Raw genomic sequence first — 12369 nt, forward strand, 5'->3', positions numbered from 1 at the left:
CTCCTTGGCGAGCGCGGTGTACGGTCCTGGCCGGCGGGTGCCGGTCAGACGGTGCCGTAGTCGGCCTCGACGACCTCGGCCAGTTCGAGCGGCGTCGGGTAGGCGAAGACCAGGGAGACCGGGACGTCGGCGCCGAGGAACTCCTGGAGACGGCCCGTGATCTGGAAGGCGGTGAGCGAGTCGCCGCCCGCCTCGTAGAAGTCGGTCTCCGCGGTGAGATCGGGCAGGCCGAGCACGTCCCGGAAGATGCCCACGAGCAGGTCGACCGTGGTGGTGGCGGGGGCGTTCGGGGTCATGACGTGTGCTCCTTCGTGTTCGTGTTCGTGTCGACGTGGCTGTCGGTGTCGCTGTCGCTGTCGGTCTGCGTGTGGGTGAGGGTGCGGTGCAGGGCGTGCAGACGACCGGGGGTGTTGCCGCCCGAGACGATGGCCACGGCCCGTTCGCGGCGACCTGCCCGCAGCGCTCCGGCCAGGGCGACGGCTCCGCTCGGTTCGGCGTCGACGCCGTACCTGCGCAGCAGGGCGGTGGCGGCGAGAATCTCGGCGTCGCCGACCGCGATCAGGTCGTCGACGCGGTCGCGGATGATCGGATAGGGGACGGCTCCGGGACGCTGGCCGCGCAGCCCGTCGGCGACGGTGGAGCAGGGCGGCAGCTGGAGCGGACGGCCGGCGGCCAGGGAGCGGGCGTAGCGCGGGGTGAGGGACGGTTCGACGCCGACCACCCGGACCGGAAGGTCCCGCGCGGCAAGGCAGACGCCCGCGAGGAGTCCACCGCCGCCGGTGGGCACGTAGACGGTCTGGGTGTCGGGCGCGTCGGCGAGCAGCTCGGTGCCGACCGTGCCCTGTCCGGCGACCACCAAGGGGTGATCGGAGGACGGGACGAGGACGGCGTTGCGCTCGGCCGCCAGTCGCCGGGCGCGCTCCTCACGCTCGGCCACCCCGCCACCCACCTGCACGGTCTCGGCGCCCAGTGCCCGCACGGCGGCGGCCTTCGCCGGCGCCGCACCCGCCGCGAGGACGACGGTCAGGCGGATGCCGAGGCACCGGGCCAGCCGGGCGAGGGCGATGGCATGGTTCCCGGAGGAGCCGGTGACGACTTGCTCCGCGCCCAGCGCGAGGACGGCATTGGCGGCACCGCGCATCTTGAACGAGCCGCCCAGCTGGAGGTGTTCGGCCTTCAGCAGCAGGTCCGGACCGGACGCGGCGGGAGCGGGACCGGGCAGCAGGGGCGTACGGACGACGTGGGGTGCGATGCGGACGGCGGCGGTACGCAGATCGGCGGCGCCGAGCCGTACGTCGGGGTTGCCGGGACTCGGCCCCGCACCTGTCGTGGGGCGCACCGCGACGCTGCCGGTCGTCCCGCCGGCGTTGCCCTGCCACAGGTCGACGGTGGTCACGGAGTTCTCCCTGCGGTCAGCGAACGCCGGTCCGCCTTGCCGCCGCGCGTCAGGGGCAGCGCGTCGAGGCGCAGGAACCGGCGCGGCATCAGATGGGGCGGCAGGGACCGGGCGAGGTGGGTGCGCAGTTCGGCGTCCGTGGTGCCGGCCAGTTCGCCGGTGACGTGCGCGAGGAGGTACGTACGCCCCCGTTCGTCGGTGTGCGCGGTCACCACCGCGCCCGTCACGCCCGGGTGGGCCAGCAGAGCGCCCTCGATCTCCGCGGGGTCGACACGGTAGCCACGGATCTTGATCTGACGGTCGGTGCGGCCGGCGTAATGCAGTCCCCCCGTGCCCCACCAGCCGAGGTCGCCGGTGCGGTAGAGGCGGGTACCGGGCGGGCCGAGCGGGTCGGGGACGAAGCAGGCGGCCGTGCGGGCCGGACACCCGCCGTAGCCACGGGCCACTCCCGCTCCCCCGATGTACACCTCGCCCACCGTGCCGTCGGGGACCGGGGCGAGGTCCGCGTCCAGGACGCGTACGACGGTTCCGGCGCGGGGCGTGCCCACGAGGTCGGCGGAGGGGTCCGCGGGAGCGGGCACGCTGTGGCGGGTGGTGGTCATGGTGCACTCGGTCGGGCCGTACTGGTTGAGGAGCCGGCCGGGTACGACCGCTCGTCCGCCGGCCGCGAGGAAGGGCCTGAGGGACTCGCCGCTGGAGGCGACCAGGGTGACACCCGCGAGCGGGTCGGCGAGATCCGGCCGGCCGGCCAGGTGGGACAGGAAGGAGGGGGTGACACTGAGCAGGGCCGTCACCCCGTACTCGCGGACGGTGTCGGCGAACTCCTGCGGCCTGAGCAGCCGGGACCGTGCCACGATCACCAGCCGGGCCCCCGCGAGCAGCGGTACGAACGTGTCGCGGATCGAGGCGTCGTAGCCGAGGGGGGCCGTCTGCAGGGCGACGGTGCCGGTGCCGAGGCCGCAGGCCCGGGCGGTGTCCCGCAGGTAGGTGTCGAGGGCGTGGTGTTCGATCAGGACGGCGCTGGGTTCGCCGGTGCTGCCGGACGTGTGGCTGACGTAGGCGAGGGCGTGCGGGTCGACCGGACCGGGCGGCGGGCCGTCCGTCGGCTCCGGTTCGTCCAGCAGGACCGTGGGCACACCCAGGTCCCGTGCCGGAGGCAGGGCCGAACACGTCAGCAGCAGGGCGGCATCCGCGCTGCGGAGGAAGGAGACCAGTCGGTCGCGGGGCTGGCCGACGTCCAGCGTGAGGAACGCGGCGCCGCAGCGCAGCACCGCGGCCATGGCGGCCACCGCGTCGGTGCCGTGCTCGAGGGCGACGGCGCAGACCGTCTCGGGGCCCGCCCCGTGGCCGCGCAGCAGGCGGACGATCTCCTCGATGCGGGCGGCGAGGCGGGCGTATGTGACGTCGCCGTCGGGTGTGCTGAGCGCGACGCGCTGCGGGTGGCGGGCGGCGTGTGCGGCGATGTCGTCGGCAATGGTGCGCATCACTTCTCCGCCGCGTCGGTGACGGTCCGGTCGACAGCCACGAACCGGAGTTCCGAGGTGTAGCGGCGTCCTTCGTCGTCCGTGAGCCATGCCTGCTCGGGGGTGGGCAGCATCTCGCTGACCTTCAGGCGAGCAGCGGGGTCCTTGCGGGCGAGCCTGCGGGCCGCCTTGGCCAGGATGGTGATGTACACGGGACTGTCGAAGTCGACGTAGAACGGGCGCGGTTCGGTCGGCGAGACCACGAACACGAAACGGGGCAGGTCGTGCCGGCGCTGCCAGTGCCGGGCGCGCACGAAGCGGGCGGCCTCCGCCTTCTCGTCGGCGAAGTCGATCTCGGCGACGGGAAGTTCCCACGTCTCGCGGGCGACGGTCACGCGGTCCACCGTGATCCGCGGAGTGTGCTCGCCCTGCGGGCGGAGGGTGAAGCGGTCCATGACGCGTTGGGTGAGGGTGTTGGCGTAGGCGTCGAGCAGCTCGTAGGCGGTGCCGTCGGGCAGAACGGCCGTCAGCCGGCCGTCCCTGTCCTCCACGGCGACGTCGGCGCTCATCACCGTGCGCGGACGGTGCAGGTCGCCGGTCTGGTCGACCAGGGCCACGTAGTGGTCCTCGGGCCGGTCCAGCGAGGGCCTGCTGCGCGTGGACCACTTCAGGGGCAGTTCCTTGGGCAGCATGGGCAGCAGGCGCGGCCCGGGGAAGTCACGGGTGGTCTCGGCGAGCAGTTCGTCCCGGTCGGGGTGCTGGTGGACGAACAGGGACGCGCCCATCGTGTTCAGCGCGCAGTGCATCTCGCCGAGGACGAGTTCGACGTCTCCGCGGGCGAGGGCGGCCTCGTCCTCGGCGATCACGAGCACGTCGGGGCTGATGTACCGGGCCAGCGACCAGCCGTCGCCCGGTTCGTCGAACTCCTCGCGCACCCGCTCGGCCAGCTCCGCCGTGGTGAGCCGCACCCGGCGCACGCCCGGCGGCAGGCCGAGGATGCGGGCCCATCTGGCGCGCAGCTCGGCCTGGATCTCGTCGATGAGCCGGCCGGCGTCGGGGTGCGGGGAGGGCAGGGTGTGCAGCCACAGAGCGGCCAGGTTCACCGGTTCACCAGTGGTCAGGAGCCGGTCGTACGCCGTGCGCAGGCGGGCGCGGACGGCGTCGGCGAAGCGGTTCGTCATCCAGCGGGCGGCCGTGAGGCACAGGTGCAGCGGTTCCAGGTGGGCGAGCAGTGCGGTGCCGGCCGTGGCGGTGGCGGCGCGCCGGGCGTCGGAGTACACCAACCCGCGGCAGGGCGCGGTGCGTTCGCCCTTGGCTCGCTGGGCCTCGCTGTCGGTGAGGGCGGCGAAGTCGGCCTCCAGGGCGCCGATGGCGGTGGTCAGCGCGGTGGCGTCGGTACCGGCGGCGCGCACGGCGTCCCGGCCGCGTTCGAGTACGGCGAGCCGCTCCAGCGCCCGTGCGCGTACGGCCTCGTCGGGAACGCGTTCGAGGAGGGCGCGCAGCGCGCGGTCGGGGTGGGTGGCGGCGGGCACCTCCAGTCGCCACTGCACCCAGCGGCGGGTGACCAACTGGCCCACGAAGCGCTTCACTTCGGCCTCGTCGAGATCCAGCTCGGCGGCGATGTCCGGCAGGGACCGGGTGCCGTCGCACCGCTCCAGGACGGCCAGCTCCCATGCGCCGATCGGCTGGGGCGGGCGTCCCGGGACCCGTACGGTGCCCTCGGCCCAGTGCACGAAAGACACCCGGCGCGGCGGGATCCAGCGCATCAGCTCGCGGTCCTCCGCGAGGGGCTTCGCCAGGGCATCGATCGCCCAGCCGGAGAAGTACACCTCCTGCGCGGCGAGGAAGCCCTGCCCGGGATTCACGGCGACGGCTCCCGGCGCGGCCGGGTCCCAGCGTCCCCAGCCGACCGGGCCGAAGAAGCCGATCGTGTCGTTCTTCACGCAGAACCGCTGCCAGTAGTGCGCAACCAGCTCCTCACGCTGGCGGGGCATGCTGCTGCGGCTCTCCGCGCCCGGGGTCCAGCGCAGGAACGGGGCGATGCCGGTGCGCAGGACAGCCGGGTTCTGCCAGGCCAGGGCCGCCTGGAAGCGCGGCTGGGCGGCGATCTCCTGGAGGTGGCGCGCGGTGTCCACGGCGGCTGTGGCGAGGTCCCGGGCGAAGGCCTGCCACTCCGGACCGGTCAGCTCGGCGCCGGGACCGAACTTGTCGGCGGCCTCGGCCAGTGCGGGCGGGGCGAGGCGCAGTACGCCGTCGGCGGGGAAGCCGGGGCCGCGCAGCGCGAACTGCTCCCACAGCCGCCAGCCTCCGCCCGGCAGCAGGACAGGTTCGTGCTCGTCCGACATCGCGTGCTCCTTCCGGAATGGGGTGCGCGGGTGTCGCGCGGCTCGGCCGGGCGGCGGGCGCCGCCGGGATGCCGGGCGCCCTCGACCGGACAGCACGGTCCCGCGTCGCGGCCACCCCTCACCAGAGAAGATCCGGCAGCAACGTGCGCCTCGGGTTCGGCGCGTTCGTCCCTGACCGGGGCGGCCGGCGGCGGACATGCTGACCTCGTCGGCCCCTGACCTGCGGGCCGGCCCATCACCTGCGGGAGGTTCACCGTGACGCAACCCAACTCCGCGACCGGCGCGGCCGGCGACGAGGCCCGCCCGGGCACCGACGAGGTGTATCTCGTGGTGCGCAACGACGAGGAGCAGTACTCGATCTGGCGGGCGGACCGGGAACTGCCGGCCGGCTGGCACCCCGAGGGCCGGCGGGGCACGCGCCAGGAGTGCCTGGACCACATCGACGTGGTCTGGACGGACATGCGCCCGCTCAGCCTGCGTCGCCGGCTGGCCGGGGCTGATGTCTGAGTCGCGCCCGGGTCCGCTGCTGGCCCTGCCGGCCCATGCCCCGCCGACGGCACCGCTCCCTGAGCGGCTGTGTCCCGCAGTCCTGGATCTGTCCGGGCTGCGCTCCCCTGCGTACGTACCGCGCCCGCGGGCGCTGCGGGGGCCGTTGGAGCTGTACCTCGCCGAGGTGGGGACGCAGGGGGAGCCGGCGCTGCGGCAGGCCCGTGAGCTGCTGGACGCGGAGGAGCGGGCACGGGCCGGCGCCTTCCGCCGGCCCGGCGACCGCGATGCGTACGCGGTCGCGCACGCGACCTTGCGCAGCCTGCTGAGCCCGCTGCTGGGTGTCCGGGCCGGGGCACTGCCGCTGATGCGCGAACCGTGCGCCGGCTGCGGTGGCCCGCACGGGCGGCCCGCGCTGCGGGGCTCCGCAGTGCACTTCTCCCTGTCGCACAGCGGGGACCTGGTGCTGGTGGCGCTCGCCCCGGCTCCGGTGGGTATCGACGTGGAGGGGCTGGCCACCGCCCAGGCGGTGCTCGGTGCGCAGTCCGCGCTGCACCCGGCGGAGGCGCAGGAGCTGGCGCGGCTGCCCGCGCACGAGCGTTCCGCGTCGTTCACCCGGGCCTGGGTCCGCAAGGAGGCCTACCTGAAGGGACTGGGGACGGGGCTGGTGCGCGATCCCGCGCTGGACTACGTGGGCACCGGTCCGGCACCGGCCGACCCCGCGCCGGCGTGGACGTTGCGGGACGTACTCGTCCCGTCGGGATACGCGGCGGCGGTGGCCCTGCGGTGGCCGTGAGACCCACACGAAAGCGGGCGGGGACCGGCCTGGTGGCCGGTCCCCGCCGTGTCTCCTGCCGCGCCGAACCGGCGCGGCAGCACGCTTCGCCTTCACGTTTTCCCCATGCCCGACGTGCACCGCCGCACGATACGATCACGCGCGTGACGGCTGCGGAACCCACCATCCTCGCGACCTCCGGCGGGCACCGCGTCGGCACACGCACCCGGGTGCTCTTCGACGCGCTGGTCCACCATGCGGTCGACCTCTCGGGGGTGCACGGCAGGCGCCCCCGCATCCTGTACGTCGGTACGGCGACGGGGGACGCCGAACTCGTCACGGCGCGGGTGGCCGAGGCGGCCCGGGTGGCGGGCTTCGACCTCACCCCCCTGTACCTGTTCCCCATGCCGAACGTCGACGACATCGAGGGCACGGTCCTGGACCACGACGTGGTCTGGGTGATGGGCGGCTCGGTGGCCAACCTGCTCGCGGTGTGGCGGGTGCACGGTCTGGACGGTGTCATGCGTCGCGCGTGGCGGGCGGGCGTGGTGCTCGCGGGGGTGAGCGCGGGTTCCATCTGCTGGTTCGACGGCGGCGCCACGGATTCCTTCGGGCCGCAACTTCAGCCGGTGACCGACGGGTTGGGGCTGCTGCCGTACGGCAACGGCGTGCACTACGACTCGGACGCGGGCCGGCGGCCCCTGATCCACCGGCTGGTCGCCGACGGCGTGTTTCCCGCGGCCCACTGCACCGACGACGGGGTGGGGCTCGTCTACCGGAACACCGAGCTGGTCGAGGCCGTGGCCGAACTGCCGGGAAAGAGTGCCTACATGGTGCGCCGGGAAGGCGGGCGTGCCGTGGAGGAGCGCGTCGAACCGCGGTTGCTGCCGGCGCCCCGGTTCTGACACCGGGCACCGGGGGCGACCGCGCGGGGTGACGGAGGGCGGCTGCGGGGCCGTCCATGTGTCCCGTCCCCCGCGTCGACGTCTTCGGTGGTCAGATCAGTCCGTGGCGGACCGCGTGGGCGACCGCGTGAGCCCGGTTGCGGGCCTGGAGGCGGGCCATGATCTCGTAGATGACGTTCTTGACGGTGTGTTCGGAGCAGTGCAGCAGCCGGGCGATGTCCGCGTTGGCGTGGCCCTCCGCCATCAGGCGCAGCACCGAGGTCTGACGGGCCGTCAGTGCCGGTGGCCTCGCGTCGGACTGCGCCGGGTCGCCGGAAAGGGGGCCGGCGGTCAGCAGCTGGGACAGCTCCGGGTAGGGGATGGTCGGATGCGGGTGCCCGGCGCGTCGCACGGCCGCCGTCAGGCTCTCCTGCGTGAGGGCCGCACTCCTGAGCACGACCGCTCCCGCGCGCAGTGCCCGCAGCAGGCCGCCGCGGCCGACGGTGTCGCACACGAGCAGCAGCGGACCGGGTTCCCGTGGGCCGCGCAGCGCCTGTTCGACGTCGTGGGCGACGACCACGGTGACGGTGCCGGGCCCGGCGTGGCCGGGCGTGCAGTTCAGGCCGGCGCGGCGGGCGAGGGCACGCACCCGGTCGGCGCCCTGTGCGGGCAGGACGCGCAGTCGGGCCGGGGCACCGGGCGCGGCGATCAGGGTGGCGGTCACAGCAGACCCGCCCGAAGGGCGTAGGCGACTGCGTGCGCGCGGTTGCGCAGCCGGAACCGCTGGGTGATGTCGTGCACGACGGTCGTCACGGTGCGCGGCGAGTAGGCGAGTTGCTGGGCAATCTCCGCCGTCTCGTGTCCGTCGGCGACCAGCCGCAGCACCGAGCGCTCCCGGTCCGAGAGCATGCCGCCGGCCCAGCCGCCGCTGCCGTGCCGGGTGTCGGCCGGCCGGTCCAGCACCTGTTCCAGCAGGTCCGTCGGCAAGGTGCAGTCGTCCTGGGCGGCAGCCCGCACGGCATGGGCGAGGCGGGGGGCGTCGGCCTCGCGGCGCAGCAACAGGCCCCGGGCACCGGCGGCGAGGGCGTGCAGGGCGTCGCCGGAGGCGAGGGCGCCGGCCACCAGCACGACGGCGGGGCGCTGCCGGTGGGCGCGGGTGGTACGCACCATGTCGAGTTCGGCCGGGCCCAGCCGGTCCACGGTCAGCACGGCGACCCGGGCGTCGCCCGGCTCGCACAGTGTCAGTTCCTGGCACGCCAGCAGGGTGCTGCGGGTGCCTGCTTCCAGCACCGGGTCGAGGGCGACCACACCGACGGGTACGGGTGCTCCCATCTGCTGCTCCTTGGAAGGTCGTCCGCCCCGTCGTGAGGACTGCGGGCGGTCTGGGGGGTACTGCACCAGAGCGTGCGGGCGACGACCGTGCGGGGGCATCGGTAGTCGGTCCCCACCTTTCGCGCTCCGGCCCGCCGGGTGGGCGGGCGGACACCGGTGGCACGCGGCAGGAACGGCCTGCTCGGCGCCCGGTACCGCCGCGCGGCTGCGTACGGGGACGGAGAGGTGGGCGGACATGCGGGCGGCACGCCACCGCAATGGGGGTCACCCCGTGTGCGGGCCGCGCCAGGGAGAGGTTCCGGCGTCCGCACGGGTACGTCCCACGGCCGTCCGGCGCCCACCCGGGCGCGCTGGGCAAGCGTGTCCGACCTGCTGTTTCCGTGTGTGCGGGGAGGTCGTGCGCGGACCGTTCCCCACGGGTGGGGCAGGCCCGCGCAGAATATGGGGGCTGCTTCCCCATGTGGGGGTCGTGGGAGGTCTGCGACCTTCTTTCTCGTGACTGAGACCGCCAGCCTCCCCACTCCACGGAGCGCCGGCCTACCGCTCGCGTGGTGGGCCCCGGCGCTGTCCCTCGCGGAACGGCTCGCCGCCACCGGACGTCCGGTGGCGGATGCCGCTTCCACCGCCGCCGGGTCCGCCCCCTGGGCCGCCGGGGACGCGGAGGGCTTCGCGCTGCGGCTGGCCCACCTCGGAGTGGACGGTGCCACGGCGGCGGCCCTCGCGGCGGAGCCTGCCGAGAGGCTCGCGGCCCGGGCGGCGAAGCCCGGTTGGGCGGAGTACGCCGAAGCTGCCCTGACCGCGGCGCCCGAGATCCTGGAGGAAACGAGCGCGGACGGCACGGGTCCGGATGTCTTCGCCGCCGTCGTACGACCGCTCGTCGCACCGGCGGCGGACTGGCTGGCCGGTCTGATATCGGGCGTCCCGGAGGTCGAACGGCCTGTGTGGCAGGGCGCGTTCGAGCGCCGTCTGACGCACCAGCTGGTCCGGCTGGCCGCGCGGACCCTGGTCCACGAACTCGACGTCGCCCGGCGCGCCGGGCGCCTCGCCGGTTCGGACCCGCGCGAGCGGTTCGTCTCCTTCGTCGCCGCGACGGGCGCCCGGCAGGGCCTGGCGGCGCTGTTCGCCGCCTACCCGGTGCTGGCCCGGATGCTGGGGCAGACGGCACTGGATGCGGCGGCCGCGGCGGGCGAACTGGTGGAGCGCTTCGAGGCGGACAGGGACGAGTTGGCCGTCGCTCTCCTTCGGGACCGCGCCCCGGGTGCGCTGGCCGGGGTCGACCTGGGTCTCGGCGACGCCCACCAGGGCAACCGGTCGGTCGCGGTCCTGCGCTTCGCGGGCGGCGCCCGGCTCGTCTACAAGCCCCGGCCGCTGGAGCAGCACGCTCTGCTCGACGATCTGGTGGGCTGGCTCAACATCAGGGTGCCCGGGCCGGCACTGCGCACCGCGCGCAGCGTGCGCCGGGGTGCGTACGGCTGGCTGGAGTTCGTGGAGCACCGCTGGTGCCGGTCGGTGACCGAGACGGACGCCTTCTACCGGCGTCAGGGCGCGCTGCTGGCCCTGCTGTACGCGGTGGACGGCGCCGACATGCACTACGAGAACGTGATCGCCTGCGGTGACCAGCCGGTGCTGGTGGACGCCGAAACCCTGCTGCACACCGGGCTTCCGCAGGCCATGACGGCCGGCGCCGACCCGGCGGCGGACGCCCTGCACACCTCCGTGCACCGCACCTGTCTGCTGCCCCATCTGCTGATCGGCGAGCACCGCGCGCTCGACATCTCCGCGCTCGGCCGGTCCACCGACGGCACGTTCCCGAGCGAGGGCCTGTGCTGGGAGGACAGCGGCGAGGACACGATGCGGGTGGTACGCGCCCCGGTGGTCAGCCCGGCGGCGCAGAACCAGCCCCTGCCCCGGGCGACGCCGGCGGCGGGCGCCGACCACCGGGCGGCCCTGCTGGACGGCTTCCGGACCGCCTACACGTGCCTCGCCGAGCACCGTCACCAACTCCTTGCCACAGACGGCCCGTTGATGAAGCGTGCCGACAGTCCGGCCCGGCTCATCGTTCGTTCCACGCGTCTGTACGCGACGCTGCTGGAGGAGTCCACCCATCCGTCCCTGCTCCGGGACGCACTCGCCCGGGACAGCGTGTTCGCGGTGCTGTGGACCGAGTCCGAGCACGACGAGGCGCGGCGGCGGCTCATCGAGCACGAGACGGCCGACCTGTGGCGTGGGGATGTACCCCTGTTCGTGCATCGGCCGTCCGGCACGGGGGTCCGGACGGCCGAGGGCACCTGGCTGCCGCAGGTCCTGCCCGTGGCGAGCCTGCCCTCGGTCCGGGCGAAGATCGCCCGCATGGACGAGGTCGACTGCCGCGACCAGGAGTGGATCATCTCGGCCACGCTGGCGGCGCGGGGCGCCGGTTCGCCGCTGGGGCGGCCCAGGTCCGAACTCGCGGTCGGGCCGGTACCGGCGGTCGCGCCCGACGGCTCGCGGCTGCTGGCGGCCGTGTGCGGGATCGCCGACGAGATCGCCGCACGCGCGGTGCGGGGTGGCGGCCGGACCAACTGGCTCGGCCTGGAACGGGTTTCCGGGCCGCACTGGGCGGTGCTGCCGATGGGCGCGGGGCTGGCGCAGGGCTACTGCGGGGTCGCGCTCTTCCTGGCCCAGACGGACGCGCTGGCCGGGGCCGGCCGGTACGCGGCGCTGGCCCGCGAGGCGGTCCGGCCGCTACCCGTCCTGCTCAAGGCGCTGGCCGCCGATCCCGAGCTGAGCGCGGCGGCCGGGCCCGGCGCCTACGACGGGCTCGCCGGCATCGTGTACGCGCTGGTGCGGCTGTCGGCGCTGCTCGGGGACGATCTGACGGAATGCCTGCCGGACGCACTCACGGCGCTCGGTCACGCCGCCGCCGTCTGCCCCGAGCCGGGGCCGGCCGGTGGCACGGCCGGAGCACTGGCCGCGGCCGTGGCGGCCCACGAGGCGACCGGGTCGGCGCAGGCACTGCGGCTGGCGGACATCGTCGCGGACCGACTGCTGGTCAGGGTGGGCGGACCGGCGAGGGGCACGGCCGGTGCCGCGCGGGACCACCGGTGCCCCGGGAGCGCGGACGGCACCCCGTGGGACCAGGGTCCCGCAGCCGCCGTCGGCCCGATCGGTTTCGCGCAGGGCTCGGCGGGCATCGGCTGGGCACTGCGCCGCTATGCCACCCGGCGCCCGGAGCGCGCCGTCGCGCACGAGGCTGCGGCGGACACCCTGCTGCGCGCCTCGCTCCAGTACCCGAACGGCGTGTGCACGAAAGGCTCCTGGGTCTCCGGGTGCGCCGGAGTGGCCGCCGCCACGGCCCATCTGCCCGCTGCCGCCGCGCTGTCGGCCCGGCTCGCGGATGTCGGCGTAAGCCCGGACCTCAGCCTCGGACACGGCACGCTGGGCACGCTGGAGGCCCTGGCCGTGCTCGCCGAGCGCGGGGACGCGACCGCCGCCGGCGCGCTGAGCCGGCGGACCGGCCAGGTGCTCGCCGTCGTCGAGGCGCAGAGCCACCGCTGCGCCACCCCCGACCACGTCCCCTCCCCCGGGCTGCTGACCGGACTGTCCGGTATCGGCTACGGGCTACTCCGCCTCGCCCATCCCGAGACCGTGCCCTCCGTCCTGCTCCTGGGACAGCCCGGCCACTGACCGATCACGCTCCGTTGCCCGC

At 74.8% G+C, this 12369-nt stretch carries 10 protein-coding genes; 4 read left to right on the forward strand and 6 right to left on the reverse strand.

The window, feature by feature from the left end:
• Positions 1–44 precede the first annotated feature (44 nt).
• From GQF42_RS03510 to GQF42_RS03525, 4 genes are read right to left on the reverse strand one after another with little or no spacing between them, the layout of a single operon-like run.
• The gene (locus GQF42_RS03510; RefSeq protein ID WP_158917515.1) at positions 45–296 is read right to left on the reverse strand and encodes an acyl carrier protein; all 252 of its coding nucleotides are present in this window, start codon (positions 294–296) and stop codon (positions 45–47) included.
• Entirely contained in the window at positions 293–1396 is a 1104-nt protein-coding gene (locus tag GQF42_RS03515; protein WP_233273210.1) for a threonine ammonia-lyase, read from the reverse strand. Before GQF42_RS03515 ends, GQF42_RS03510 begins: the two co-directional genes overlap by 4 nt.
• The gene (locus GQF42_RS03520; protein WP_158917517.1) at positions 1393–2880 is read right to left on the reverse strand and encodes an amino acid adenylation domain-containing protein; all 1488 of its coding nucleotides are present in this window, start codon (positions 2878–2880) and stop codon (positions 1393–1395) included. Before GQF42_RS03520 ends, GQF42_RS03515 begins: the two co-directional genes overlap by 4 nt.
• Positions 2880–5204 (reverse strand): lantibiotic dehydratase, encoded by a 2325-nt coding sequence (locus GQF42_RS03525; RefSeq protein WP_158917519.1) that lies wholly within the window; start codon positions 5202–5204, stop codon positions 2880–2882. The genes GQF42_RS03520 and GQF42_RS03525 overlap by 1 nt, the downstream gene beginning before the upstream one ends.
• A 318-nt stretch (positions 5205–5522) precedes the next feature.
• On the opposite strand from GQF42_RS03525, the gene GQF42_RS03530 reads away from it, so the two are divergent.
• The 3 genes from GQF42_RS03530 to GQF42_RS03540 all read left to right on the forward strand — a co-directional run bounded on the left by GQF42_RS03530 (position 5523) and on the right by GQF42_RS03540 (position 7370).
• Positions 5523–5711: an MbtH family protein gene (locus tag GQF42_RS03530; RefSeq protein WP_360747833.1), complete on the forward strand. Its 189-nt coding sequence runs from the start codon at positions 5523–5525 to the stop codon at positions 5709–5711.
• Positions 5704–6486 (forward strand): 4'-phosphopantetheinyl transferase family protein, encoded by a 783-nt coding sequence (locus GQF42_RS03535; protein WP_233273211.1) that lies wholly within the window; start codon positions 5704–5706, stop codon positions 6484–6486. Before GQF42_RS03530 ends, GQF42_RS03535 begins: the two co-directional genes overlap by 8 nt.
• A gap of 143 nt (positions 6487–6629) precedes the next feature.
• The gene (locus GQF42_RS03540) at positions 6630–7370 is read left to right on the forward strand and encodes a Type 1 glutamine amidotransferase-like domain-containing protein (protein WP_158917523.1); all 741 of its coding nucleotides are present in this window, start codon (positions 6630–6632) and stop codon (positions 7368–7370) included.
• Between the two features lie 91 nt (positions 7371–7461).
• Here the strand turns inward: GQF42_RS03540 and GQF42_RS03545 are convergent, their stop codons facing one another.
• Both GQF42_RS03545 and GQF42_RS03550 read right to left on the reverse strand, forming a co-directional pair.
• Positions 7462–8073, reverse strand: a complete 612-nt coding sequence (locus tag GQF42_RS03545; RefSeq protein WP_158917525.1) for a helix-turn-helix transcriptional regulator — start codon at positions 8071–8073, stop codon at positions 7462–7464.
• Complete coding sequence (locus tag GQF42_RS03550) at positions 8070–8681, reverse strand: helix-turn-helix transcriptional regulator (RefSeq protein ID WP_158917527.1); 612 nt, start codon at positions 8679–8681, stop codon at positions 8070–8072. The genes GQF42_RS03545 and GQF42_RS03550 overlap by 4 nt, the downstream gene beginning before the upstream one ends.
• A 495-nt stretch (positions 8682–9176) precedes the next feature.
• Here GQF42_RS03550 and GQF42_RS03555 point away from each other — a divergent pair, with 495 nt between their 5' ends.
• Positions 9177–12347, forward strand: coding sequence for a type 2 lanthipeptide synthetase LanM family protein (locus GQF42_RS03555; RefSeq protein ID WP_233273212.1), 3171 nt, complete (start codon positions 9177–9179; stop codon positions 12345–12347).
• The last annotated feature ends 22 nt before the right edge of the window (positions 12348–12369 follow it).

This window comes from Streptomyces broussonetiae, from assembly GCF_009796285.1.
Classification (GTDB): Bacteria; Actinomycetota; Actinomycetes; order Streptomycetales; family Streptomycetaceae; genus Streptomyces; species Streptomyces broussonetiae.